This is a genomic window from Nocardioides cavernae, from assembly GCF_016907475.1.
Classification (GTDB): Bacteria; Actinomycetota; Actinomycetes; order Propionibacteriales; family Nocardioidaceae; genus Nocardioides; species Nocardioides cavernae.
Genome location: NZ_JAFBCA010000001.1, coordinates 1,862,081 through 1,887,662 on the forward strand (window position 1 = coordinate 1,862,081; position 25,582 = coordinate 1,887,662).

Consider the following 25,582-nt stretch of genomic DNA (forward strand, 5'->3'; position numbering starts at 1 on the left):
CCGTCACGCCGGGATCGGGGGACCCACGACCTCGAGGCCGTAGCGCGGGCCGACGGCGTTCCAGCGCTCGATCTCCTCGGCCATCGCGCGACCCTCGCCCTCGGCCGGGATGCGCAGGGCGCTGGCGGGCACGCCCACCTCGTCGTACAGCGCGAGCAGGTGCCCCGGCTCGGTGAGCGCGAGGTAGCGGACGGGACCTTCGCCGCGGGTGCGGAACGCGTGGGGGATGCCCTGGGGCAGGTAGATGAAGGACCCCGGCGTCAGGTCGTACGTCTCGTCGCCGGCGCGGTAGGTCATCTCGCCCTCCAGCAGGAAGAACGCCTCGGCCTCCCGGGTGTGCCGGTGCAGAGGAGTCGCGATCCCGGGCGGCTGGCTCACGGTCGCCACCGCCAACCGTCCCCCCGACTCCTCCGGCAGCAGCAGGTGCTCGAAGAGCGAACCCATCGCCCACGTCGCGTGGCTGGCGTCCCCCGGCCCGCGCACCACGACCTTCGCCTCCTCGGCCATGGACCCCTCCTCGGGCTTTGATCCGAAGTGACTTCGGATGAATGTTCGCTAATGTAGACCTCGTGTCGACGGAGCGCAAGACCCGCACCTACGACGGGTCGGCCCGCCGCGCGGCGGCGGAGCAGACCCGCGACCGGGTGCTGGCGGCCGCCCGCGAGCTGTTCGTCGAGCGCGGCTATGCGGCCACCTCGGTCGGCGACATCGCCCGGACGGCCGAGGTGTCCGTGGACACCGTCTACGCGGCCGTCGGCCGGAAGCCGCAGATCCTGCTGACCGTCGTGGACATGGTCCTCGCCTCCTCGGCGCGCCCCCTGCCTGCCGACGAGCGCGACTACGTCCGGGCCGTGCGCGAGGCCGGGTCCGCCGTCGCCAAGCTGACGACCTACGCCGCCGCGCTGGCCCGGCTGATGCCGACGCTCTCGCCCCTCCTGCTGGCCCTGCGCGACGCGGGGCTGACCGACCCGGAGTGCGCTGCCAGCTGGCAGCACGTGGTCGACCGGCGGGCCACCAACATGCTCGTGCTGGCCGGCGAGCTCCGCGCGGCCGGGTCGGTGCGTGCGGACCTCGACGACCAGCAGGTGGCCGACCTCATCTGGTCGACGAACAGCCCGGAGTGGTTCGCCGCCTACACGTCGCGGGGGCGATCGAGCGACGACTACGCCGCCACGCTCGCCGACCTGTGGGCCAGGACGCTCCTGGTGCGGGACGGGTCAGAACAGCAGTAGCGCGGCGACGACGCCGGCGGCGACGACCGCCCACCGGAAGACCGCGTCCGGGAGCTTGCGGCCGATGCGGGCGCCGACGTAGCCACCCACCAGCGAGCCGGCCGCGAGCAGCACCACGACGTCCCACCGCGGGTCGGCCACCACGATGAAGATCAGGCCGGCGACGACGTTGCCGACCATCAGCGACAGGGTCTTGAGGCCGTTGACGATGCGCAGCTCGAGGTCGGTGCCGATGCCGAGGACGGCCACCATCATCACGCCCGCGCCCGCGCCAAAGTAGCCGCCGTAGACCCCCGTGATCGTGGCGAACGCCGTCGTCGCGGGGGACATGTGCCGACGCTCGGCCAGCGCGACGCCGTGCCGCGACTCGTGGCGCTCCCGCAGCCACCTCGCGATGCGGGGCTGCACGCCGACGAGCAGGCAGGTGAAGAGGATGAGGTAGGGGACGATCGCCTCGAAGACGCCCGGCGGCAGCCCGAGCAGCAGGGCCGCGCCGACGACGGCCCCGAGGGCGCAGACGAGGATGATCGTCCGGGCGATCGGGCCGGCCTCGCGGACCTCGGCGCGGTAGCCGAGGACGCCGCCCAGGCCGCCCGGGATCAGGCCCAGGGTGTTGGACACGTTGGCCACGACCGGCGGGAGGCCGAGGGCGACCAGCACGGGGAAGCTCAGCAGGGACGCCACCCCGACCGTGGACGAGAGCACGCCGGCGCCGAACCCGGTGGCGAGCACCAGGAGCGCCTCGAGTGAGGTCACTGCGCCTCGCGGATGATGGCGACATCGCTGACCATCGCGACGTGGGCGTGCATCGCCTCTGCCGCCGCGGCCGGGTCGCCGGCGCGGATCGCCTCGGCGATCGCGCGGTGCCCGGCCAGGGAGTCCTGCGGTCGGCCGGGCTGGCCGAGCGACTCGAGCCGGGTCTCCTTGATCAGGTCGCCGATCTCGTCCATCAGTCGGGCGAGGAGGAGGGAGTGGGAGGCGGCGGTGACGGCGCCGTGGAAGCGCTCGTCGCCCTCCACGCCACGGCCGCCGGCCTCGATGTCGGCGGCCATGAAGGCGAGCGCGTCATCGATCCGGGCGAGGTCGTCGTCGGTGCGTCGTACGGCGGCGAGCGAGGCGATCTTGGTCTCGAGCGCGTCGCGGGTCTCGATGACCTCGGGCAGCCGGTCGGCGTGGCTGCGGATCGCCTCGACGATGCGACTCGACTTCTGGTGGCGCGCGGTCACGACGGTGCCGTCGCCGTGGCGTACCTCGACCACGCCGACCACCTCGAGCGCCACGAGCGCCTGGCTCAGGGTGGCGCGGCTGACGCCGAGGCGCTGGGCGAGCTCGCGCTCGGGCGGGAGCTTGTCGCCGGCCTGCAATCCGTTGTCATCGATCCACGACGAGATCTGCCCGGCCACCTGCTCGTAGAGACGAGTGCGGAGCAGCCGCGGCGGGAAAGAGGAAGACTCGGACATGGCACCAGCCTATTGACGATCGGCTCATTGTCCTATTGGCTAGGCCACTGAGCCAGCATTGTGACGAGGGCCACCCCCCGCGACCCCGCCGTGCTGGCACTTCACTCGGAAGGTGACCGTTATGGGTCCGGAATGGATTGCGATCATCGCGCTCGTCGCGCTGTTCGTTGTCGGCACCGTACTGCCGATCAACATGGGAGCACTGGCCTACGTGGCCGCATGGTTCGTGGGCATGTACGCCCTCGACCTCGACGAGAAGGAGATCCTGGCCGGCGTCAGCGGCGACCTGATCCTCACGCTGATCGGTGTCACCTACCTGTTCGCGATCGCGCGGAACAACGGCACGGTCGACCTCATCGTGCGCACGGCGGTGCGCGCCGTGGGCGGCCGCGTGGCCCTCATCCCGTGGGTGATGTTCGCCGTCACCGCCGTCCTCACCGGCATCGGCGCGGTCAGTCCCGCGGCCTGCGCCATCATCGGGCCCATCGCGCTCGGCTTCGCCGGCCGCTACGGCATCAGCCCGCTGATGATGGGCATGTTCGTCGTCCATGGCGCCCAGGCCGGCGGCTTCTCGCCGATCAGCATCTACGGCGTCATCACCAACTCGGTGATGCAGGACGCCGGCCTGCCCTCGAGCGAGATCACCGTCTTCCTGGCCAGTCTGATCGTCAACACCGTGATGGCCGCGATCCTCTTCGTGGCTCTCGGTGGCCGCAAGCTGATGGCGATGCGGATCGATCCCGACGAGGAGGACACGCTCGACGAGGACCTGCACCGCGGCGGCGCGACCGTGCCCGCCCGCGGCATGGGCACCAGCGCCCCCACCGGCACCCAGGCCCAGGGCGTGCGCCGCGACCAGGTGCTCACCCTCATCGCCTTCGTCGGCGTGGCCCTCGTCGCCCTGGTCTTCGACAAGAACATCGGCTTCGTCGCCATCACCGCCGCGGTCATCCTCGCGATGCTCGCGCCCAACGAGCACAAGGACGCCGTCAAGCAGATCGCCTGGCCCACCGTGCTGCTGGTCGCCGGCGTCAGCACCTACGCGACCATCCTCACCACCGCGGGCTCGCCCGAGTTCGTCGGCAACTGGGCCGCCGGCCTCGGTGCGGCGGCGATCGGCGCGCTCGTCCTCTGCTACGTCGGCGGCATCGTGTCGGCGTTCGCGTCCTCGACCGCGCTGCTGCCGGTGATCATCCCGATCGCCGTGCCGCTCATCGCCGACGGCGGCATCAACGCGGCGATGTTCGTCGCGGCCCTCGCGGTCTCCTCGACGATCGTCGACGTCAGCCCCTTCTCCACCAACGGTGCGCTGATGCTCGCCAACAAGCCCGACACGATCGAGGAGCCGGTCTACTACAAGCAGATCCTGACCTACGCCGTGATCGTCACCCTGGCCGGGCCGCTGCTCGTCTGGGCCGCCCTCGTTCTCCCCGGATGGTGAACACCGACATGACCGAATCCACGACCGGGTCCGCCACCGGACCCCTCGCCGACCTCCTCGTCGTCGACCTGACCCGCGCGCTCGCGGGCCCGCACGCCACCCAGATGCTGGGCGACCTCGGCGCCCGCGTGATCAAGGTGGAGGCACCGGGCAGCGGCGACGACACCCGCGGCTGGGGCCCGCCGTTCGTCGGCGAGCCCGACGCCCGCCAGTCGACGTACTTCCTGTGCACGAACCGCAACAAGGAGTCGATCGCCCTCGACCTCAAGGACGAGGCCGACAAGGACGTGCTGGTCGGGCTGGTCGAGCGCGCCGACGTGCTCGTCGAGAACTTCCGCACCGGCGTCCTCGAGCGGCTCGGCCTCGGCATCGAGGAGCTGATGCGCCGCAACCCGCGCCTCGTCGTCCTCTCGATCACCGGGTTCGGCCACGACGGTCCCGAGGGTGGCCGCGCCGGCTACGACCAGATCGCGCAGGGCGAGGCCGGCCTGATGTCGCTGACGGGATCCGGACCCGACGACCCGCAGCGGGTCGGCGTACCCATCGCGGACCTGCTGTCCGGCATGTACGGCGCCTACGGCGTCCTCGCCGCGCTCCACGAGCGGGAGCGCACCGGCACGGGCACGGTCGTGCGTACGTCGCTGCTGGCGTCGGTCGTCGGCGTGCACGCCTTCCAGGGCACCCGGTGGACCGTGGCCGGCGAGGTCGGGCGCGCTCAGGGCAACCACCACCCGTCGATCGCGCCCTACGGGCTCTTCCACTGCCGCGACGGAGCGGTGCAGATCGCCCTCGGCAGCGAGGGGCTGTGGAAGAAGTTCTGCGCCGGCTTCGGGCTCGACCCGGACGCCGAGGGCATGGCCACCAACGGCGAGCGGGTCGGCCGTCGCGAGCAGGTCATCGAGGTCGTCGAGCAGGCGTTCGCCGACTGGGACGCCGAGCCGCTGCTGGCCCGGCTCGCCGAGGTGGGCGTGCCGGCGGGCAAGGTGCGCACCCTCGACGAGGTCTACGAGTGGGACCAGGTCGCCAGCCAGGGCCTGCTGGTCGACGTCGAGCACCCGACGCTCGGCGGCCTCACGCTCCCCGGCCCGCCGCTGCGGTTCTTCGACGCCGAGGGCACCGAGGTCACCCGCCGCGACCACGTCGCGCCGCCGCTGCTCGACCAGCACGCCGACGCGATCCGCGCCTGGGTCGGCGGGGGTGGGTCATGACCCGGCGCTGGACCGCGCACGAGCTGCTCGACCTGGTGCTCGACGAGGGCACCTTCGCCTCGTGGGACGAGCCAGTCGACCTGTCCTACGCCGACGCGGGCTACCGCGCCGAGCTCGAGGCCGCCGCGACTAAGGCCGGCACCGACGAGTCGGTGCTGACCGGGCGCGGCCAGGTCCGCGGCCGGCCGGTCGCGGTCGTCGTCAACGAGTTCCGCTTCCTCGCCGGCTCGATCGGCCGGGCCGCCGCGGACCGCATCACCGCAGCCGTGCGCCGGGCGACCGCCGAGGGGCTACCCCTGCTGGCCAGCACGGCGTCGGGCGGCACCCGCATGCAGGAGGGCACGCCCGCCTTCGTGCGGATGGTCGAGATCTCCCGCGCGCTGATGGACCACCGCGCCGCGGGCCTGCCCTACCTCGTCCACCTGCGCCACCCCACGACCGGCGGCGTGTACGCGTCGTGGGGCTCGCTCGGACACGTGACCGTCGCGGAGCCCGGCGCGCTGGTGGGCTTCCTCGGCCCCAAGGTCTACGCCGGCCTCAACGGTCGGCCGTTCCGGCCGGGCGTCCAGGTCGCGGAGAACCTCGCCGCCGCCGGTGTCATCGACGGGGTCGTGGCCGCCGAGGACCTGCCCGCCATGGTCGACAGCGCCCTCGCGGTGCTGGTCGACGGGCCCGGCGCGGGCCGGTTGCCGCTGCGCGCCTCGCGCCCGATCGGCGACCACGCCGCCTGGGACTCCGTCGAGCGGACCCGTCGTTCGGACCGGGTGGGCGTGCGCGACCTCCTCGCCCACGGCGCCACCGGCACGTTGCAGCTGCGCGGCACCGACGAGGGCGAGCGCGACTCGACCGTCCTCGTCGCGCTGACCCGGCTCGACGACCAGCCGTGCGTGGTCATCGGCCAGGACCGCTCCCGGCAGGTGCCCGGGCACGCCATGGGACCCGGCGCGCTGCGGGAGGCGCGGCGCGGGATGCGGCTCGCCCAGGAGCTCGGGCTGCCGCTGGTCAGCGTCATCGACACCCCCGGCGCCGAGCTGTCGCCCGAGGCGGAGGAGCGCGCCATCGCCGGCGAGATCGCCCGCTGCATCGCGACCCTCACCACCATGACGGTGCCGACGGTCTCGGTGATCCTCGGCCAGGGATGCGGGGGAGGGGCGCTGGCGTTCCTGCCGGCGCAGACGGTCATCGCGACCGAGCACGCCTGGCTCTCACCGCTCCCGCCGGAGGGCGCGAGCCTGATCGTGCACGGCGACACCGCGCACGCAGCCGAGATGGCCGCGCGCCAGCGGGTGCGGGCCGCGGACCTCCTCGCCGACGGCGTGGTCCAGCACGTGGTGCCCGAGGTCGACGACGAGTCGCGGCGCGACCTCGCGGTCGCCGTCGCCGCCGAGGTCGGCGCTCAGCTGCGCGAGCTCACGGGTCGTAGGCCGGTCGCCCACGCCTCCTGACGGGCGGGCTTGCTCAGGTCGCCGCCCGAAGGGCGGTGAGTGACGCAGGTTCTGGGCGCCCGGAACGTGTCTCACTCACCGCTGGGCGGTGTCCCAGCCACATTCCGTACGACGGAGAGGTGGGTGGCGCACCGCTCACGGGCGCGTCGGACGCCGACACCCGCCGCGGCGGTGCCCCAGCCACGTTCCGTACGACGAGAAGGTGGGTCAGCCACCGCTCGACCGAGCGACGGACGAGGGCTCAGCTGGCCTTCTTGGACTGCTTCTTCGCAACGGTCTTCTTGGTGGCGGTCTTCTTGGCAGCCGTCTTCTTGGCCGGGGCCTTCTTCGCAGCAGACTTCTTGGCGGTCGTCTTCTTCGCCGGCTTCTCGTCGTCGGAGCCGTCGTCCGCGTCGGCCTCGCCCCGGGCGGACTTCGCGGCGGCCACCGACTTCTGGAGCGCGGCGAGCAGGTCGACGACCTCGCCGGAGGTCTTGGTCGAGGTCTCGGTGCGCTTGATCTCGCCGCCCTCGATCTTGGACTTCACGAGCGCGTCGACGGCCCCGGCGTAGTCGTCCTCGAACTCGCTCGCGTCGAAGTCGCCGGCCAGCGTCTCGACGAGCATGTGGGCCATCTTGACCTCTTGCGGCTTGGCGTCGTCGACCTCGACCTTGAAGTCGGGCACGCGCACCTCGTCGGGCCACATCATCGTCTGGAGCACGATGACCTCGCCGGCCTCGGTCTCGCGGACGCGCAGCACCGCGATCGTCGTGCGCTGGCGCAGCGCGACGGTCACCACGGCCATCCGGTCGGCGTCCTTCAGGGCCTGGCGCAGGAGCGCGTAGGGCTTGGCGCCGGCGCCCTCGGGCTCGAGGTAGTAGGACTTCTCGAAGAGCAGCGGGTCGATCTGCTCGCGGGGCACGAACTTCTCCACCGCGATCTCCCGCGACGACGTCGACGGCAGCTGCGACATGTCGTCGTCGGTGAGGATGACCATCTCGCCGTCCTCCGTCTCGTAGCCCTTCGCGATGTCGGCGTAGGCCACCTCCTCGCCGTCGAGCGAGCAGACGCGCTGGTACTTGATGCGGCCGCCGTCCTTGGCGTGCACCTGACGGAACGACACGTCGTGGCTCTCGGTGGCGGCATAGAGCTTGACCGGGACACTGACCAGGCCGAAGGAGACGGCACCCTTCCAGATCGCACGCATGCGATGACGATAGCCGTCACATCAGACACACGTCTCCCTCCAGATGGGGGACGCGGGGATGCCAGACTGCACGCGTGCGCCCGATGCTCGCCAGCAAGACCGACCGCGTCCCGACCGGCGCGCAGTGGCTGCACGAGGTCAAGTGGGACGGGGTGCGCGTGCTCGTCGACGCTCGTGACGGCGTCGTACGCATGACCAGCCGCAACGACAACGACGTCACCCCCGCCTGGCCAGACCTCGCTGCGCCGCCGCTCGGCGACCGCGACCTGATGGTCGACGGCGAGGTGATCGCCCTCAACGAGCGGGGCGTCCCCGACTTCCGCGTGCTGCAGCACCGGATGCACGTCCGCAACGCCCGGGAGGTCGCGCGCCTGGTGACGTCCGTGCCCGCGACCCTCATGGTCTTCGACCTGCTCCGCCTCGACGGCGAGGACCTCACCGCCCGCCCGCTGGAGGAGCGGCGCGCGCTGCTCGAGGGGCTTCCACTGGGCGACTCGAAGTGGCAGGTCCCGGCGGCGTACGACGACGGCGACATGCTGTTCGACGCCACCCTGCAGCAGGGGCTCGAGGGCGTGGTGAGCAAGCGTCGCGGCTCGCGCTACCGCTTCGACGCCCGCAGTGAGGACTGGCGCAAGCTCGCCCACCGACACCGCGGGTCGTTCGTCGTCGGCGGCTGGCGCCCGCAGACGGGTACGACGGACCGGCTGGCCTCGCTGCTCGTCGGCGAGCAGACCCCCGACGGACTGCTCTACCGCGGCCGCGTGGGCAGCGGCATCGCCGGGGCGACCAGCACCCGGCTCGGCGCCCTGATGGCTCCGCTGGCGGCCGGGGCGTCGCCGTTCGCGGACGAGGTCCCCCGCATCGACGCTGCCGGCACCTTCTGGGTCGAGCCGCGGGTGGTGGTCGACATCGACACCCACGGCCTGGGCTACGAGCGCCTGCGCCAGCCGTCGTTCCAAGGCGTCCGCGACGACCTCTCGCCCGAGGACCTCGCATGAGGCGGCTCCTGGTGGCGATGGTGGTGGCGACGCTCGGGGCGGCGGGGCTGCTCACGCCGACCGGCGCAGGAGCCGAGGCCCGGCGGGCCGACGTCGTCCGCCTCGACGGCGTACGCGTCGAGCTCCGCGCGGGCACCACGCAGGTCGTCACGGTCGACCACACGCGTGGCGTGCGCGCCCGGGTCTCGCTGTGGCGGCTGGCCGCCGACGGGTGGGAGCGGCAGCTGACGACGACCGACGGCCGCACCGGCTACGGCGGCTTCGTCGACGGCGACCGCCGGCGCCAGGGATCGGGGACGACGCCGCTGGGCACCTACGGACTGATCTCGACCTTCGGCACCCACGCCGCCGACCGGCGCGCGTTGCTGCCACACCACCGGATCCGCAAGGGGGACCACTGGGTGCAGGACAACGCCTCCGACTTCTACAACCAGCTGCGCAACCAGCGTGACGGCGGCTTCCGCTGGTGGCTGCCGGCGTCGGACCCCAACTCCTCGGAGCGGCTGACCGACTACCACCGGCAGTACGAGTGGTCGATCGTCACCGACTTCAACGTCGAGCAGGTGCGCCACCGCGGCTCGGGGATCTTCCTCCACGTCAACGGGCGCGGCGCGACCGCCGGGTGCGTGAGCGCTCCCCGGCGGTTCATCCGCTCGCTGGTGCGGCTCCTGGACCCCGCCCGCGTGCCGGTGATCGCGGTCGGCCGATGAGCGAGCTGCAGGTCGACGTCGACGGCCGCACCCTGACCATCAGCAACCTCGACAAGGTGCTCTACCCGCGCACGGGCACGACCAAGGGCGAGGTGCTCAACTACTACGCGCAGGTCTCGCCGGTGCTCCTCCCGCACCTGAAGGACCGGGCGGTCACCCGGATCCGCTGGCCGCACGGGGTCGAGGGGTCGAGCTTCTTCGAGAAGAACGCGCCGGGCGGCACGCCGTCGTGGGTGCGTACGCACGAGGTGTCGACCACGGGCTCGCGCTCCGGCAAGGGGGACGGCACGATCCGCTTCCCGATCTGCGACGACCTCGCCACCCTGACCTGGCTGGCCAACCTCGCCGCGCTCGAGCTGCACGTGCACCAGTGGACCGTCGACGCCAAGGGCCGGCCCCGCCACCCCAACCGCCTCGTCATCGACCTCGACCCCGGTGAGCCGGCCGGGCTGCACGAGTGCGCCCGGGTGGCGCTGATGGTGCGCGACGCGCTGGCCGAGCGCGACCTCGGCTGCACCCCGGTCCTGAGCGGGAGCAAGGGCCTGCACCTGTACGCCCCGCTGCCGGACGGGCGCGGCAGCCTGGACAGCGACGGCACGACGGCGCTCGCGAAGGAGGTCGCCGAGGAGCTCATGAAGGAGCACCCCGACCTGGTGACGAGCGTGATGACCAAGGCCAGGCGGCCCGGCAAGGTGTTCCTCGACTGGTCGCAGAACTCCGGCTCCAAGACCACGATCTCGCCCTACTCCCTGCGCGGCCGCGAGCGTCCGACCGCCGCCGCCCCGCTGACATGGGAGGAGGTCGAGGAGGGCGCCGAGGACGACCTGGCGCTCGAGCAGCTCACGATGGACCAGGTGCTGGAGCGGGTGGCCCGGCTGGGTGACGTCTTCGAGGCCTGACACCCTCCGACCGGGTGTGCCGCGCAGATGTCCCGTGGATTCACCCCATGAGGCTCGGGACCTGCATCTATGCTCTCGCCATGGCCCATGACGTGCTGGTGGTTGAGGACGAGGAAGACATCGCCGTCCCCCTCATGCGCACGCTCGAGCGCGAGGGCTACGAGGTCAACCGCGTGTCCGTCGGCGCTGACGCCGTCGCCTTCGCCGTGGGCGAGGGGCCGGCGGTCGTGATCCTCGACCTCGGCCTGCCCGACATGGACGGCATCGACGTGTGCCGCCAGATGCGCTCCGGGGGTTACCTCGGCGGCATCATCATGGTGACCGCCCGCGCCGGCGAGCTCGACCGCGTGGTCGGCCTCGACGTCGGCGCCGACGACTACCTCGCCAAGCCGTTCGGCCTCGCCGAGCTCCTCGCCCGCGTGCGCGCCCTCCTGCGGCGCAGCGGCAGCACCCCGGCCCCGGACGACACGACGGTCACCACCTCGTCGGGCCTGAAGATCGACGCCGCCTCGCGCCGCGTGCACCTCGGCGACCGGGAGATCGCGCTGACCGCCAAGGAGTTCGACGTCCTGGCCGTCCTCGCCAACAGCCACGACAAGGTCGTGCCGCGCGAGACGCTGATGAACGAGGTCTGGGACCAGAACTGGTACGGCTCGACCAAGACCCTCGACGTCACCATCGGCCGCCTCCGCAGCAAGCTCGAGGCCGCCGCGGCGGGCGAGAAGGTCGTCGCCATCCGCGGCGTCGGCTTCCGGCTCGAGACGGGCACCTGAGCCCAGACGGCTGCCCAGCGTTCCGTCGGCAGTACTCCCCTCATCCGAAAGGGTGAGCTTCGCCTGGCAGTGGCGTGCCGCCCACCTCGGGCGCCTACCCATCATGCGGTAGCACTGGCTCGGTCCCGGCGCTGGCCGGCGTCGGCGCTCCTACGGTGCGACCAGGTCTCGGACCGTCCATGTGGAGGTCTTCCGATGTGCGCTTCGATGGCTTGGCCCCGCCTGCTCCGCCTCCTCCTCGTTGTCGCACTCGGCCTGAGCCCGGTGGCCCTGGTTCCCGGCGCCGCTCACGCGGCGGACATCTCGATCTCCGGCACGGTCACCGGAACGCCGTACGGCGCGGGAACGGCGGACCCACAGCAGGGCGTCACCGTCGGGCTCTTCCTGGAAGGGAGCTACGCAGCACCGATTGCGACGGACACGACGGATGCGGATGGCACCTACGCCTTCGCGAACCTGGAGCCGGGGTCCTTCAAGCTCCGCGCGGTCAAGGCGGCGTTCAAGACGACGTGGTACTCCGGCTACTTCAACCCTCAGGACGCGACCCTGCTGACCCTCAACGAGGGCGACCACTACACCGGCATCTCGTGGAACCTCGCCGACGCGACCACGGAGATCTCGGGGACGATCACAGGAACTCCGTTCGGCGCGGGGGCCGCCGATCCGCTGCCGGGCGCGACGGTCGGGCTCTTCCGGGAGGGGGACTACGCGGCGCCGATCGCGACGGACACGACGAATGCGGAGGGCGCCTACGCGTTCGCGGACGTGGCGCCCGGGTCCTACAAGGTTCGGGCAGCGAAGGCAGAGTTCAAGACGACGTGGTACTCCGGCTACTTCAACCCTCAGGACGCGACGCTGCTGCCCGTCGACGAGGGTGCTCACTACACCGGCATCTCGTGGAACCTCGCCGACGCGACCACCGAGATCTCAGGGACGATCACCGGGACGCCTGCCGGCGCGGGGACAGCGGATCCGCTGCCGGGCGCGACGGTCGGGCTGTACGTCGAAGGGGCCTACGCCGCGCCCGTCGCGACTGACACCACGGATGCGCTGGGCGCGTACGCCTTCCCCGGCGTCGCGCCGGGCTCCTACAAGCTGCGTGCCTCGAAGGTGCAGTTCAAGACGACGTGGTACTCCGGCTACTTCAACCCCACGGACGCCACCACGCTGCCGATCAACCCGGGCGACCACTACACCGGCATCGCCTGGAACCTCGGCGATGCCACCACCGAGATCTCCGGGTCCATCACGGGCACCCCGTACGGCGCCAACCAGGCGACGCCGCTGGACGCCGCGACCGTCGACCTCTTCGTCGAGGGTGAGTACGCCAGCCCCGTTGCCACCACGACGAGCGTGGCCGGCGAGTACTCCTTCCCGGCTCTCGCGGCGGGCAGCTACAAGGTGCGAGCCTCCAAGGCCGGCTTCAAGACCACGTGGTACTCCGGCTACTTCAACCCCACGGACGCCACGGTGCTCCCGGTCAACGAGGGCGACCACTACACGGGCATCAGCTGGAACCTCGCCGACGCCACGACGGAGATCTCCGGCACGATCAACGGCACGCCGTACGGCGCCAACCAGTCCAGCCCGCAGGCGGGGGCCTCGGTTGCGTTGTTCGCGCAGGGATCGGGGACGACCCCGATGGCGACCACCGTCACCGATGCCCAGGGCGACTACACATTCCCCAACGTGGCACCCGGGACCTACGAGCTGCGCGCGTCCAAGGACCTGTTCCAGACGATGTGGTATTCCGGCACGCCCCTGCGGACGAATGCCACGGCGCTTCCCGTGACGCCCGGAGATCACTACACGCAGATCAGCTGGCACCTGCCCGATGCCACCACCAGCATCGAGGGGCAGGTGTTCGGCACGCCATGGCCCGACTACCAGCAGACCGAGATCGTCGGGGCGACAGTGGAGCTGTTCGCCGTCGACAACACCACCACCCCGATCGCCACCGACACCACGGCAGCCGACGGCTCATACGCCTTCGACGGTGTCGCCGCCGGCGACTACAAGCTCAGGTTCACCAAGGACGGCTGGCAGCGCCAGTGGTACTACTACGGCACCACAGCCGACCAGGCCACGCCGATCACGGTCTCGCCCGGCGTCCACTACACCGGGGTCAGTGTCTGGCTGGCCGACGCGAGCATCGGCATCAGCGGCACGATCACCGGGTGGCCGTTCGACGCGTCCGAGGGTGTCGCACTGCCGGGCGCCCAGGTCGCGCTGTTCACGCAGGGCAACACCAGCACTCCGCTCGCCACCGTTGCCGCCGGCGCGGGCGGGAGCTACGCCTTCGCCGGGATCGACGCCGGGACCTACCTGATCCGCGCCAGTGCCCCCGGCTACGTGACGCGTTGGGCCTACTACGCCACGTCCGCGGCACAGGCAACGCCATTCGTGCTGGCCGCGGGCGACCACGTCCAGGTGGACCTCGCCCTCGACGACGCGAGCACCTCGCTGGGCGGCACCGTCTACGCGACCGCCTATCCCTCAGGTGAGCAGACCACGCTCCCGGGCGTGACTGTGAAGGTGTTCCCCGCGGGGGCCACCGGTGGGCCTCCGACTGCCACGACCACGACCGGGGGCAACGGCAAGTACCAGTTCACCGGTCTGGCCGCCGGCTCCTACAAGGTCCAGTTCGTCCCGCCGGTCTCCTCCGACTACGGCCCTGTCTGGTACGGCGGAAGCGCGACCGCCGCGGACAGCAGCGCGCTCGAGGTGACGTCCGGAACGCATCTCACGTGGGTGGACGCCTACCTGAGTGACACCTCCACCTCGCTGGCCGGAACGGTCAACCACGGCGCCCCGGACAACCCGGTGAACGGCGCCACGGTGAGTGTCTACTCGCCAGGCGACACCGTCACGCCCGTCGCGTCGACCACCACCGCGGCGAACGGGTCGTACTCGTTCGTGGACCTGCCCGCGGGCAACTACCTGGTGAAGTTCAGCGCCGCGACGTATGCGACGCAGTGGTACTACGGCTCCCAGACAGCGCTCGGCGCGAGCCAGCTCGGCATCCAGCCCGGCTCCCACCTGACCGGGATCGACGCCTATCTCTCCGTTCCCGGTTCTGACTGGGAGGAGATCTCGACCCCCACCATCACCGGCCTGGCAGAGGTGGGAGCGGTGCTGACCGCCGTACCCGGCACGTGGTCCCCGGCCCCCACGACGTTCCACTACCAGTGGGCCGTCGGCGGTGCTGACGTCGCGGGCGCAACGGGGTCGACGTTCACGGTGCCCACCTCGGCCAAGGGACAGAAGGTGACCGTGACGGTGTACGGCGTGAAGGCCGGCTTCCCGCAGATCCCGCAGACCAGCGCCCCGCTCACGATTCCGTCGTGGAAGGCAAGTGACATCCCACCTGCCCTGAGTGCTCCCACCGGCACCGTCGCGGTCAGCCAGGTCAACGCTGATCCATCCGGTGTGGCCATCTCCTCCACTCCGGTGCTCGGGTTCCCGCGCAGCGGCGCCGATCACGTGGTGATCTCCAGCGGCGACGCGAACGAGGCAGCCGCGGTCGGCGACCCGGGGACGTTCATCAGCACCAACCTGGAGGGCGCGGCCGGAGCGGACGGCAACGATCTGACACAGCTGGTCCTGCAGGTGACGCCTCCTTCGGGGTCGACCTGCCTTCTCTTCGACTTCGTGTTCGCCTCCGAGGAGTTCCCCGAGTACGTCGGGTCCTCCTTCAACGATGTCTTCACGGTCGAGACGCCGTCGTACAGCGTGGCGAAGGTGAACGGAGCCATCTCCGCTCCCAACAACGTGGCAGTGGACAGCGCGGGCAACATGGTGTCGATCAACACGGTCATCGGCCTGGCCTCGAAGCCGGGCACCGTGCTGGACGGAGCCACGCCGGTCCTCGTCGCCTCGGTCCCGGTCGTAGTCGGGCAGTCGACCCCCGTCGTGCTGTCGGTCCAGGACATCGGGGACAGCGCGTACGACTCGGCGGTCTTCATCGACTCCTTCAGGTTCGGCTCGGGCGGACAGTGCTCGTCGTCGGTGGACCCGGTCGTCCCGATCAGCGGGCCGATTCCCGGCATCTCGGGTGGCAACGCAGTCGGTGCCACCCTCACCGCGGAGCCGGGCAGCTGGGCGCCTGACCCGGTCGACCTGGCCTACCAGTGGGCGGTCGACGGCATCGACGTGCCCGGAGCCACCGGCCCCACGTTCTCGGTGACGGGCGACCACGTCGGCACGACCATCACGGTGACGGTGACCGGTAGCAAGCCCGGCTACCAGTCCGTGTCCCGCACCAGCGCCGGCACCGACATCCCGGACGGCCCCGCCGTGACGGGTCCGAAGCCGACGATCACAGGCACCCCGGCACTCGGCAGCACGCTCACTGCGGTACCCGGCGACTGGCTGCCCGCCGGGGTCACCCTGAGCTATGTGTGGAAGGCCGACGGTCTCGCGGTTCCCGGTGCCACTGGCGTCACCTTCGTGCCGGGCCCCGACCAGGTCGGCAAGGCGATCACGGTCTCGGTGACCGGAGCCTTGGACGGCTACGCCAGCAGCACCCGCACGAGTGACCCCACCGCAGGCGTCGCGGCGGGCAGCCTCACGACCGCCACGCCGAACCTGTCGGCGCCGGTCCGGGTGGGTCAGTCCGTCGCGGCCTCCACAGGAACGTGGTCACCGGTGCCGGAGGAGTTCTCGTACCAGTGGCGGATCGACGGGGTGCCGGTCCAGGGCGCCACCGGCTCGACCTATCTCCCCGACCCCAGCGACCTGGGCAAGACCTTGACGGTGTCCGTCACCGGCACCAGGACCGGCTACACGACTGCAACGGCAACCAGCGCCGGCACCGTAGTGGCGCCGGGTGTGCTCGCCACGGACACCCCCACGGTGTCGGGCACGCCGAAGGTGGGGGAGACCCTGACCGCGGCCCCGGGCACGTGGGGCCCGGTCCCGGTGAACCTGGCCTTCCAGTGGCGGGTGGACGGGACGCCGGTCGCGGGTGCGACAACGGCGTCGTTCGCCGTACCGGCCGATGCGGTCGGGAAGGTGGTCTCGGTCGCCGTGACCGGCACGAAGACCGGTTATGCCGCAGCCACGGTGGTCTCGAGTGCGACGGCTGCAGTCACCCCGGGGACGCTCTCGACGGGCACTCCCGCTGTCACAGGCACGGCGACGGCGGGCGAGACGCTGACCGCGGCTCCGGGCACGTGGGGCCCGGTCCCGGTGAACCTGGCCTTCCAGTGGCGGGCGGACGGGACGCCGATCGCAGGCGCGACAGCTGTCACCTTCCTGGTGCCGACCGATGCGGTCGGGAAGAAGATCTCGGTCGCGGTGACGGGCACGAAGGCCGGATACGCCACAGCGACGGTGGTCTCGGGTGAAACTGCCGCGGTCGCGCCGGGTGTGCCGCCTGCGCTGACCCCCGGCACCCCCTCGGTGTCGGGCACGGCGAAGGTGGGCGAGACCCTGACGGCGGCACCGGGCACGTGGGGCCCGGCTCCGGTGGACCTGGCCTACCAGTGGCGAGCGGACGGGACGCCGATCGGCGGAGCGACATCGTCGTCCCTCGCGGTGACGCCCGGGATGGTCGGCAAGAAGATCTCCGTCGCGGTGACGGGCAGCAAGACCGGCTTCCCCTCAGCAACGGCAGTATCCGGCGAGACCACCGCGGTCGCGACGGGCACGCTGTCGGCCGGCACCCCCTCGGTGTCTGGCACCGCCAAGGTGGGCGAGACCCTTACCGCTGCCCCGGGCTCCTGGGGTCCCGGCGCGGTGGACCTGACCTACCAGTGGCTGCGCAACGGATCCGCCATCCCCGGCGCCACCCAGGTGACGTACGTCCTGGGCGCGGGCGACGCGGGTGCGACCGTCTCCGTCAGGGTGACCGGCACCAAGACCGGGTACGACCCGTCGTCCGCCACGAGTGCCCCCACGCAGACCGTGGCGACGGCCGTCTCGACCTTCAGCTCGACGCCGGTGCCGCAGGTGAGCGGCATCGCGCAGGTGGGGGAGAAGCTCACGGCGGTCCCGGGCGTCTGGGCTCCCGCGGGCGCCCAGCTCACCTACCAGTGGCTGGTCAACGGAACCGTCCTCCCCGGGGCCACCACCCCGGTGATCTACGTGGCACCGGGCGCTGTGGGCAAGAGGTTCTCGGTGCGCGTCACCGGGTCCCTGCCCGGCTTCACGTCCGCCACCGTCACGAGCGCCCAGACCGCGGCTGTCGTGCTCGGCGAGATCGACGGCTCCACGCCGAAGATCAAGGGCACGCCCAAGGTCGGCCAGAAGCTGAAGGCAATACCCGGGGACTGGCACCCGGCGGGAGTCACGCTGACGTACCAGTGGAAGGCGAACGGGACGAAGCTGAAGGGTGCCACGAAGAAGACCCTGGTGATCCCTGCTGCTGCGAAGGGCAAGCGCATCACGGTGACCGTCACCGCGACGCTCGCCGGCTATGCCAAGACGAGCGAGACGAGCAAGAAGACGCTGTCGGTGAAGGGGTAGGTCACAGGAGTTCTCCACAAGCTTTGCCCTGGGTCTGTTTTCCTGCGCTCCGCGCTGGGTAGCGTGACGGTGCACGTTCTCGGGGAAGCAGGTGCCGCACGATGGCCGTTGATCGCGTTCCGCGCGGCCTGCTCGAGCTTCTCGACCGCGGTCGCGGGGTCGGCGTGAACGGTGATCATGGGTCTTCCTCTCTCACCTGCTGATACCCCCTCAGGGTATACGTAGTACAGAGCAGCCCTTGGGATGTGGCGCGTTGGGCCGTTAAGTCGACTACGGTCCCGCTCGTGATCGCCATCATCGTTACTTGTATAGGCGCCCTCGCGGCACTGATTCCGGCGGTGGCGGCGCTCCGGGGCGGGCGACTGCGGCGTCTAGAGCGGCAACTCGCGCTGTACAAGACCCTTCCCTCTGGCAAGGCAAAGAATGCTCTACGCCGGTCAATGAACCTGAACGCCACCGGGGTATATCTGGCCGAGCGTCGGAAACCGGGTTCGAATATGGCGCGGCTTGGCCTGGCGCTAGGCGTCTACGGCATCTACCTATTTCTGGGAGCCATGCTCTTGACGCTGGCCCCCGAGGCTCTTCAGTCGTACGAGACCGGTGTTAGTTGGCTCGACGATCCAGAACTCACGGCAGCCGGTGGGTATGTGATTGGCGTATCTGTCGCTGCACTCGGAGCGGTGGTGGCCTTCGTGGGGTTCGCGGTAAACGTCGCGAGCGAGTCGCCGCAGCACTACTTGGAGGCGGTGCGCCTGAGCAAGGAGCGCGCCAAAAGGGAAGCGACCGAGATTTCCCTACCAGCCCCAGAGGGACCCCTGAAGCGGTTGTGGTTCCGCGCCTACAACAAAGTTCGCGGGGTGGGGCCGGCAGACGACACAGACGGCGACTCGACCAACGACGAGCCTCGACAGGCTAAGAGTCCTGAGGGAGACTGAGTTACGACTTCAACACCGCCGCTGGCGCATGGGCCGGGCATCTCCTTGGGAGTGCCCCACGCCAGCACCGCACCGCCGCAACAAGGGTGAGTCGCTCGCGCACCACCTCGACACGAACTCTGGCGCGCGCAAGGTCGGCAACGACCGAGAGAACCTCGTCGCCGCGCGCATCCGCAAGGACGCGAAGTGGGAGGAAGCCGCGTCCTCCCTCGAACAGCGCGCCGCTGAGGTCCGCCGCGACCACGAGCGCGGCAAGCAGTACGAGCGCTACGACACTGCTGTCCGTCAGGGCAAGGCCAAGCCGCCCGTGGTCGTCCTGGCACCCGGTCTCGCCCCGCGCTACTGGCTCGGTCACTGCCTCGACTGTGGCCACGACCTGTGGGTGCGCAACCCGCGCCCTCGGGTGCCTATCTGTGAGGGGTGCCGGTCATGAGCCGGGAGCCCTCGTCCGCCTCGATGCGGCTCGCCCGCTCGCGCGGCGGCTGGACCAACCCGCAGCCGCCCGTCGAGCTGCCGCCCACGCCCCTTCCGAGAATCCAGCGCAGGCGCAGTTTCAAGGTCGTGGTCGAGCCTGCGAAGCCCAAGCTTGCGCCGCCACCCCAGCCGACCGCGACCCCGAAGCGGGACCCCTACAAGACGCGGTGGTCTGACCTCACTCCGGAGGAGATGGCTTCGTTCCGCCTCTACCCGAAGGAGGGCCGATGACCCGATCAAAGTTCTCACCGCCGCCGCTGACCTACGAGGACGCCGTGCGGCTGCGAACCCTCGTGCCCGACGATCCAATTCCGCTGCCGCCTGGACATCTCGCGTGCGAGGGCTGCGGGGTCGCGCACACCGGTCCCGTGGTCTCGACGATCGACCTGGGCAACGGCTGGACCCCCGTCGAGTTCACCCGCTGCCCGCACTGCCAGCGCCTGCACGACCGCGCCCCGGACCTGCCGACGCGGAACGTGCTCTTCGCCCTCTCCGTGATCCGGATGGAGCCGCCGGAGGACCCGACTCGACTGGTGCCGTGGATGCAGGTCGCCGCCCGCGCCGTGATGTGGCTCGACCCGGAGGCACCCAACGGCCGCCTGTGCAGCCCGCAACGCTGGGCTCACGTGTCGGTGGGCAAGCGGGCGCAGATCAAGGAGGCCCTCCTCCTCGCCCTGCGCAGCCGCGCCCACGTTGGCGCTCCTCTGCTCGACGTGCCGCCGCCGTGGGGCCGCGCGTGCCTGTTCTGTGGCGTCGGCTCCGTGCCACTGGCCCCGAGCGGACCACCACCGTCAGTCGTAGTACCCCGAATCCCGGTTCATGTCGGTCACCTCACCCATGAGCCACCGCCTCACGGCGTCGGTCGTCTCGTCCAGAGTGCGGCCAGCGACGTACTGGCGGTAGTACCGGTCGTTGGTGGGTTCGGGCGTCTCCGGTTCAGGCAGGGCATCGGCGTCTACCCAGAGCGCCACAACCGGAGGGAGACTTATTGGAAAGGTGATTGGGGCCGACAAGCCGCCCTCCGTCCTCGTCACGATCAGTCGCTGGTGCCCGAGGACGTTGCGGACGCGCTTGAGCCCTGCGACAACTTGGCCGTGGGGATGTGTGTTGCGCCGAGACAGGTAGCCGGGACGAACCATCTTGAGCCCCTCGTCCAGGCTGATTGCCCACCAGCAGAACTCCGTGAGGGGCACGAAGTGATGCTTCTGTCCTTCCTCAATCAGTCGCCCGTACGCCCAGTTGAAGCCTTGCTCGGCTCGCCGGACTGACTCGTAATCCGGCTCTTGAGTAACTGACACCCCTAGGACCCTAGGCGGGCCAGCGCGTGTTGAAGTGCGGTCGCGTTCGCCTGCGAATGTCGGGCCTCGCGGTTAGCGTGCCGACGTGTCGAACTTTGAGAACGCTAAGGACATCGTGACCATCCTCGCGGCTCCGCTCGCCGGTCTCGCTGGCGCGTGGTTCGGTGCTCAAGCTTCCACGAAGCAGTTCACGGCAACCAACGACGACCGCCAACGCGAACGGGATCACAGCGAGCAGGTACGTGTCGTTGAGGCTGCGGAGCGCGCAAAGGCTGCAGAAGCCGAGCGCCTGGCCGCCGACAAACAGCGAGAGAAAGAGCGCTACGAGGAGATTCAGGAGAGCGCTCTCGTCGCGACGGCAGCACTGCGTGGTGAGTTCGCGTACAACCTCCGGACGGGACTGCACATCGATCGAGCGGTGGTCGAGAGGTTCATGATGGCGTCTGCACGATTCACGCTCGTGATGGGGGAGCAGGAGACCCACGCCATGCAGAAGGCGGTCAGCGAGTATGTGTCGAAGGACCGCCTGACACTTGCTCCGGATGCGATGGACGACGCGCTAGCGGCCTATGCCCGGAGCCTCGCGCAGGCCCACTACTGGGACGGGGAAGCCTAAGACTCTGCAGAAACGACCTGACCAACGGAAGTCGGCACTCCGTAGGTGAAAAAGGTGGTTCTGACGAGGACGTCGTCCGCGACCACGACGACCTGAGCCTGACCGGAGCGGTCGCGCCCGTCGCCGACGACAGCGCGATGGTGGGCGAGCTGGTCGCCCGCGTGTCGGGCTTCGGCCCGCTGCAGCCCTTCCTCGACGACCCGGAGGTCGAGGAGGTCTGGATCAACGACCCAGCAAGCACGCGATCGTGCTGGCGCTCCTGCGCCACGGTCGCTCATGCCGTGGACCCCGAGGCAGAGGCGCCTTCGCGTCGCGTCGCGACGTCGACGGCGCAGCACTCGCAGATTGTCTTGCCGCTGGCCTTGCACCCGCGCGGTTCGTCGAGCTGGTCGGCGAGGTGGCAATCGATGGCACGTTGCCCGGATCCGCACACGTCGCCCTCCATCAGCGCGACGAGGTGCTGCGTACCGGCACGACCGCCTGAGGAATCGCTTGGGTTGTGGTGGAGGTGCCGGTGGTGTGGGGGTGTTCTCGTCGACCTAGCTCCTGTTCATCTCCCTCAACTCGATACCCAACGAGTGGTATAGACCTGCGAGATTCGGTTCATACGCGAGTTGTCGTCGAGCATTTGTCGTGCGATTTGAAACGCAGCGGCCGTGCAGCTCTTTCGACTGGGTGCCGCGGGTATGCGGGAGGTGCAGCGTGTCGGGGGAACCGTGCGAGCAACGACTCGGCATCCTGTTCGTACACGGAATCGGCGAGCAGAAGCGTGGCGAGTCCCTGGTGGCTTGGGCGGATCCTATTCACGAGTTCCTGCGGCGACTGCTTACCGCCGACGATCTGGTTGCGCGACAGCGCGAGATGCTTTCCAATCGCGCTCAACGAGTAGGTTTCCCAAAAAAGGATGCCGAGCAGGATCGACTGCTGGATCACGAGTTTGCGGTCGCACGTTCCGCGGCCGCTGAGAGCGCGTTAGACAATGGCGATGTGCCCGTTCGCATGGGGTCGACCGTTCTCCGCCAGCCTGAGGCGAACGAGCCAGCGCATCTCGAACTCTCGGTGGCTTGGCCACGGGCGATGGGGGCCGCTACCACCGAGGAAACGATAATCGATCGAAGCGATTGGCTCCTCGCTGAATCTTGGTGGGCCGAAGAGTTCGTGCCTCCGCCGCCCGGCGTCATGCTTACCTGGGCCCTCAAGGTCGCGCCCCTCATCGTGCTTGGCCATGAGGCCGCATCGTGGGCGCGGACCCTTCAAAATCCCGGGAAGTGGAAGCATCGCCTCCTCCTTCGCATTCCTATTGGTTTGTTCGGATACTTCCTTTCCATCCTCCTACTAATTGGGTGCCTCATCCTTTTGGTTGCCCTGCTAGCACTCGGTTCGCTGCCACTTCCGCGCGTACGTCAGTTCGCCAAGCGGCTCAGCACCCGTTTGGCTTCGTCGGTAGGAGACAGTTACGTCCTCATAGCCAGTCCCAGCGAGTACCAGGCCATGGTGAGCCGCGTACAGCGTGACATCGCGTGGCTGGCGAAACGATGTGATCGCGTCGCTGTCGTAGCTCATAGCCAGGGTGCCGTAGTTGCTCACCGCGCGCTCACGCAGTCGGCCGGCTGCGACGTTCAACTATTCGTCACCGTAGGCTCGGGACTGGGCAAATTGACCGAACTAGAAGATCTTCGCTCACGGGGCCCTGCTGCCAGACTGGCTTGGATGGTGCTGGCGTACGCTCTCGGGGGAATGGTCCTCAGTTACGTTCTCTCCTTCTGGTTCCGTTCTGGGGGCTACGGCTTCGGTAAATGGCTCTTTCTTGTCAACCTATTTTTTTACATCCTGCTATCTCTGACGATATTTTGGAATCTCGTCCAAGATCGAAGTCACGAACAAGAACGGAGACGCCGCAGTCTAAAGAAGCTGGTGCTCAGGCGAAATATCCGCTGGATCGACTTCTACTCTTCGTCCGACCCCGTGCCTAATGGGCCCCTCCTGGATGAGGAGCCGCAATGGTTGCAGTCTTATCAAACGTGGTTCGAAGCATCGTGGATCCGCGATCACAGCGGCTACCGCTCCAACCCGGACGGCTTTATTGCCCCTCTGGTTATGGAAATGTTGGTACTCGAGTCAGCAGGACTGCGCTCGTTGACAACAGGACTACGGGTGCAGGTGCAAACCTATGCCCGTCGCCGCGCGTGGCGCTGTCTATGGCTGATCCGTGCGCGTTTGATAGTGCTCGCAGCGGGCGCGATAGCCATCCCATATCACTGGCCGGCGCTATCGGCGTGCGCTAGTTGGTTGCAGCGTGTGACCCCCGAACGGGTTGGAACTGTTCTGGCGGCCACCGTTGAAACGTTGCTTGTGCCCAAGGATGCGAATCTTCATGTCGACGCGATTCTCGCCGCGGCGATTGGCGCATTCGCGTTGTTCTTGGCCTTCGCGTTGACCAACCTAAGTTGGCGGAGGGTTGGGTCTCGTGACCTCCGACGTTTTTACAGGGGAGATCAGGTCGATGCGGGTGGCTACCCAGCCATGCTGTTCGCGATGGTGGTGTCGGGGTTGGTGATCTTCCCGCTTTCGCCCATCGTGCTTCATCGGCTCAGGTCGGCCTCCTGGTGGCCAGCCGACCCGGCGCCATGGTTGCTGTTCGCGATCTTTTTGCTGAGCACATTCTTCGTCACAAGTTTGGCGGCGGGGGCTGACAGTAGAGAGAAGGAGTCGTCCGAGCTGTTGTCGGATCTAGCGGCTGAGCCCTTGGTTTGTCTGGAGCGCTGGCGCGAGCAGCAGTTCGTCTTGGGCAGGGCCGCCGTTGCCCTAGTCCTGCAGACACCTCTCGTCGGACTTTTTGTGTGGGTCTTCTTGCATCCGCCCTCGTGGCCGTACTGGCTGGATCTCCTCGTGTTCATGGCGGCGTGCGGCGTTGTCCTCTGGATTCCGTTACAGGTTGCGCAACGGATGCGCGGCAACGTGGCGGCGCGTACCGATCCCTGGGTCGTGCGGAGGGTCGAAGCCACGGTGCGACCGCGGGGATACCGCGACGTTTGCCCCAACCCAAGTTCGTCGGCGGACCCCGCCTCCGAAGGCAACGCTGCACTTCTGGACAGGAAGATGCTAGAAGGAGCTCATAAACGGAAGCTCAGTTGGAGGGAACCGGTTCTGGACCACGCCGTGTTACCCCCCGCGCTGCCGCCCACGGCCCTGGTGCAAGACAACTAGTGGACTTGTTGGGAGCTTGGAGGCGTCATGCCGGATTCACCCGGCGTCAGGTGCTGGCCGACCAGGGCACCCCCAGCCAGCGCGCCCGGGTGACCGTCACGTGCGACGCCCCCGCGGGCAACTGCCACGTCGGCACGTCGGTCATCACCGTCCGCGTCGACTCCGGGGTGGACCTGCCGTTCTTCCCGGCGATCCTCGGCAAGGGCGCCGCGGTCTTCTCGCTCGACGCGACCCACACGGTCCCGATCGGGCAGTACGTCGAGAGCGGGTCCGACGACGGAGGGGATCCCGAGCGATGAGGCACCGCGACGAGCAGGGCCAGGTCACGCTGCTGATCATCGGCTTCGCGAGCATCCTGCTGATGGCCATCGTGGTCGTGATCGACGCGTCGGCCGCCTACCTCCAGCGGCAGGGCCTCGACAACCTCGCCGACGGCGCCGCGCTCTACGGCGCCGACCTCGGGTCCGCCGGCATCTACGAGCAGGGCCTCGACGGCGAGCGCCTCACCCAGCAGGAGGCCGCGGTCGAGGCCGCAGTCCGCGACTACCTCGCCCGCGCCGACGCCGGCTCCAGGTACCCCGGCATCGACGTCGGCGTACGCGTCGACCCGGTCGGTCGCTCCGTCACGGTCCGGTTGAGCGCGCCGCTCGACCTGCCGCTCACCGTCCCCGGCTCGCCGAGCAGCCCGACGGTCGGCTCGAGCAGCACCGCAGCCGTGACGGTGGTGCCCGGTGGCTGAGGTCGACGAGGAGGTGCCCGAGGTCTCCGCGTGGCGGCTGTTCGGGATCGCGGGGATGGTGGTGGTGCTCTACGTCGTTCTCGTCGCGGTGGACGACTCGGGCTTCCGCCCGCTGCTGCTGGGAGCGGCGGTGGTCGGTGGCGGTGTCGCCGGACTGGTCGCGGTCGCGGTCGAGCAGCGGCTCCCCGTACGCCGACGCCGTGGACGACGCAAGCCGTCGGCCTCGGCCGCGCGATCGGCGGTCGTCGGGCTCACGGGCGTCGGGCTGATCGTGGCCCAGACGCTGTCGGGGTCGGGGATGAGGTGGTTCATGCTCGGTGGGATCGCCTTCGTGACCGCCGGGGCCACCCGCGCGTGGATCGTCCAGTCGCGGCGGAGTCCCGGCTCGCCCTGAGCAGGCCGTCGTTCCCCGATGACGACCCCGCGTAACGGTCGTCACGCCGCCCACCCCATCAGATGGTCCGTGGCAAGACTTGCGGCAGGTCGCCGGTAG

Annotated in this window: 22 protein-coding genes; 18 read left to right on the top strand and 4 right to left on the bottom strand. The window is 69.6% G+C overall.

All coding sequences use genetic code 11. From position 1 onward, the window contains the following. Positions 1-3: 3 nt before the first annotated feature. Complete coding sequence (locus JOD65_RS08620; RefSeq protein ID WP_191196338.1) at positions 4-507, bottom strand: cupin domain-containing protein; 504 nt, start codon at positions 505-507, stop codon at positions 4-6. Positions 508-569: 62 nt separating this feature from the next. On the opposite strand from JOD65_RS08620, the gene JOD65_RS08625 reads away from it, so the two are divergent. Continuing rightward, positions 570-1,232 (top strand): TetR/AcrR family transcriptional regulator, encoded by a 663-nt coding sequence (locus tag JOD65_RS08625; RefSeq protein WP_191196339.1) that lies wholly within the window; start codon positions 570-572, stop codon positions 1,230-1,232. Here JOD65_RS08625 and JOD65_RS08630 read toward each other — a convergent pair. Both JOD65_RS08630 and JOD65_RS08635 read right to left on the bottom strand, forming a co-directional pair. Continuing rightward, entirely contained in the window at positions 1,218-1,988 is a 771-nt protein-coding gene (locus tag JOD65_RS08630; protein ID WP_191196340.1) for a sulfite exporter TauE/SafE family protein, read from the bottom strand. The two genes, JOD65_RS08625 and JOD65_RS08630, sit on opposite strands and share 15 nt — an antisense overlap. Next, the gene (locus JOD65_RS08635; protein ID WP_191196341.1) at positions 1,985-2,692 is read right to left on the bottom strand and encodes a FadR/GntR family transcriptional regulator; all 708 of its coding nucleotides are present in this window, start codon (positions 2,690-2,692) and stop codon (positions 1,985-1,987) included. Before JOD65_RS08635 ends, JOD65_RS08630 begins: the two co-directional genes overlap by 4 nt. 121 nt (positions 2,693-2,813) lie before the next feature. Between JOD65_RS08635 and JOD65_RS08640 the strand changes: the two genes are divergently transcribed. Genes JOD65_RS08640 through JOD65_RS08650 form a run of 3 tightly spaced genes read left to right on the top strand, consistent with a single transcriptional unit; the run spans position 2,814 to position 6,786 of the window. After that, positions 2,814-4,133 (top strand): SLC13 family permease, encoded by a 1,320-nt coding sequence (locus JOD65_RS08640; RefSeq protein ID WP_191196342.1) that lies wholly within the window; start codon positions 2,814-2,816, stop codon positions 4,131-4,133. An 8-nt stretch (positions 4,134-4,141) separates the two neighbouring features. Next, on the top strand, positions 4,142-5,341 hold the full coding sequence (locus tag JOD65_RS08645) for a CaiB/BaiF CoA transferase family protein (RefSeq protein WP_191196343.1): 1,200 nt from the start codon (positions 4,142-4,144) through the stop codon (positions 5,339-5,341). Beyond that, positions 5,338-6,786, top strand: coding sequence for a carboxyl transferase domain-containing protein (locus JOD65_RS08650; RefSeq protein ID WP_191196344.1), 1,449 nt, complete (start codon positions 5,338-5,340; stop codon positions 6,784-6,786). The genes JOD65_RS08645 and JOD65_RS08650 overlap by 4 nt, the downstream gene beginning before the upstream one ends. Before the next feature lie 241 nt (positions 6,787-7,027). Here JOD65_RS08650 and ku read toward each other — a convergent pair whose 3' ends face one another. Beyond that, the gene (gene ku, locus JOD65_RS08655) at positions 7,028-7,972 is read right to left on the bottom strand and encodes a non-homologous end joining protein Ku (RefSeq protein ID WP_191196345.1); all 945 of its coding nucleotides are present in this window, start codon (positions 7,970-7,972) and stop codon (positions 7,028-7,030) included. 83 nt (positions 7,973-8,055) lie between these two features. Between ku and ligD (JOD65_RS08660) the strand changes: the two genes are divergently transcribed. From ligD (JOD65_RS08660) to JOD65_RS08725, 14 genes are all read left to right on the top strand, one after another. Continuing rightward, positions 8,056-8,970, top strand: coding sequence for a non-homologous end-joining DNA ligase (gene ligD / locus JOD65_RS08660; RefSeq protein WP_191196704.1), 915 nt, complete (start codon positions 8,056-8,058; stop codon positions 8,968-8,970). After that, entirely contained in the window at positions 8,967-9,680 is a 714-nt protein-coding gene (locus tag JOD65_RS08665; RefSeq protein ID WP_191196346.1) for a L,D-transpeptidase family protein, read from the top strand. The genes ligD (JOD65_RS08660) and JOD65_RS08665 overlap by 4 nt, the downstream gene beginning before the upstream one ends. Further along, entirely contained in the window at positions 9,677-10,579 is a 903-nt protein-coding gene (gene ligD / locus JOD65_RS08670) for a non-homologous end-joining DNA ligase (RefSeq protein WP_191196347.1), read from the top strand. The genes JOD65_RS08665 and ligD (JOD65_RS08670) overlap by 4 nt, the downstream gene beginning before the upstream one ends. 80 nt (positions 10,580-10,659) lie before the next feature. Continuing rightward, a complete protein-coding gene (locus JOD65_RS08675) occupies positions 10,660-11,352 on the top strand; it encodes a response regulator transcription factor (protein WP_191196348.1) in 693 nt (230 codons plus the stop codon). Positions 11,353-11,559: 207 nt separating this feature from the next. Then, the gene (locus JOD65_RS08680; RefSeq protein ID WP_191196349.1) at positions 11,560-17,820 is read left to right on the top strand and encodes a carboxypeptidase regulatory-like domain-containing protein; all 6,261 of its coding nucleotides are present in this window, start codon (positions 11,560-11,562) and stop codon (positions 17,818-17,820) included. A gap of 284 nt (positions 17,821-18,104) precedes the next feature. Then, the gene (locus JOD65_RS08685; protein WP_191196350.1) at positions 18,105-18,755 is read left to right on the top strand and encodes a hypothetical protein; all 651 of its coding nucleotides are present in this window, start codon (positions 18,105-18,107) and stop codon (positions 18,753-18,755) included. A gap of 28 nt (positions 18,756-18,783) precedes the next feature. Continuing rightward, positions 18,784-19,188 (top strand): hypothetical protein, encoded by a 405-nt coding sequence (locus JOD65_RS08690; RefSeq protein WP_191196351.1) that lies wholly within the window; start codon positions 18,784-18,786, stop codon positions 19,186-19,188. Further along, a complete protein-coding gene (locus JOD65_RS08695) occupies positions 19,185-19,460 on the top strand; it encodes a hypothetical protein (protein ID WP_191196352.1) in 276 nt (91 codons plus the stop codon). The genes JOD65_RS08690 and JOD65_RS08695 overlap by 4 nt, the downstream gene beginning before the upstream one ends. Next, positions 19,457-20,497 carry a hypothetical protein gene (locus JOD65_RS08700; protein WP_191196353.1) on the top strand — a complete coding sequence of 347 codons (1,041 nt, stop codon included), beginning with the start codon at positions 19,457-19,459 and terminating at the stop codon, positions 20,495-20,497. The genes JOD65_RS08695 and JOD65_RS08700 overlap by 4 nt, the downstream gene beginning before the upstream one ends. Positions 20,498-20,612: 115 nt before the next feature. Continuing rightward, positions 20,613-21,143: a hypothetical protein gene (locus JOD65_RS08705; protein ID WP_191196354.1), complete on the top strand. Its 531-nt coding sequence runs from the start codon at positions 20,613-20,615 to the stop codon at positions 21,141-21,143. A 702-nt stretch (positions 21,144-21,845) separates the two neighbouring features. Beyond that, entirely contained in the window at positions 21,846-24,350 is a 2,505-nt protein-coding gene (locus JOD65_RS08710) for a hypothetical protein (protein WP_191196355.1), read from the top strand. 50 nt (positions 24,351-24,400) lie between these two features. Further along, complete coding sequence (locus tag JOD65_RS08715) at positions 24,401-24,649, top strand: hypothetical protein (protein WP_191196356.1); 249 nt, start codon at positions 24,401-24,403, stop codon at positions 24,647-24,649. Continuing rightward, positions 24,646-25,089, top strand: a complete 444-nt coding sequence (locus JOD65_RS08720) for a Tad domain-containing protein (protein ID WP_191196357.1) — start codon at positions 24,646-24,648, stop codon at positions 25,087-25,089. The genes JOD65_RS08715 and JOD65_RS08720 overlap by 4 nt, the downstream gene beginning before the upstream one ends. Further along, positions 25,082-25,483, top strand: a complete 402-nt coding sequence (locus JOD65_RS08725) for a hypothetical protein (protein ID WP_191196358.1) — start codon at positions 25,082-25,084, stop codon at positions 25,481-25,483. The genes JOD65_RS08720 and JOD65_RS08725 overlap by 8 nt, the downstream gene beginning before the upstream one ends. Positions 25,484-25,582: the final 99 nt, after the last annotated feature.